This window comes from Colwellia marinimaniae (genome assembly GCF_002207865.1).
Lineage (GTDB): Bacteria > Pseudomonadota > Gammaproteobacteria > Enterobacterales > Alteromonadaceae > Colwellia > Colwellia marinimaniae.
Map to the genome: position 1 here is coordinate 1 of NZ_BDQM01000580.1, position 229 is coordinate 229.

Annotated in this window: 1 rRNA gene; it reads right to left on the minus strand. The window is 48.9% G+C overall.

The window, feature by feature from the left end:
* Nucleotides 1–229 (minus strand): 23S ribosomal RNA (locus tag MTCD1_RS20565); the annotation flags it as partial.

Below are 229 nucleotides of genomic sequence, written 5' to 3' on the forward strand. Positions count from 1 at the left end.
GGTAGATCGCCGGGTTTCGGGTCTATACCCTGCAACTAAACGCGCAGTTAACACTCGCTTTCGCTACGGCTCCCCTAATCGGTTAACCTTGCTACAGAATATAAGTCGCTGACCCATTATACAAAAGGTACGCAGTCACCAAACTAAATTTGGCTCCCACTGCTTGTACGTATGCGGTTTCAGGTTCTATTTCACTCCCCTCACAGGGGTTCTTTTCGCCTTTCCCTCA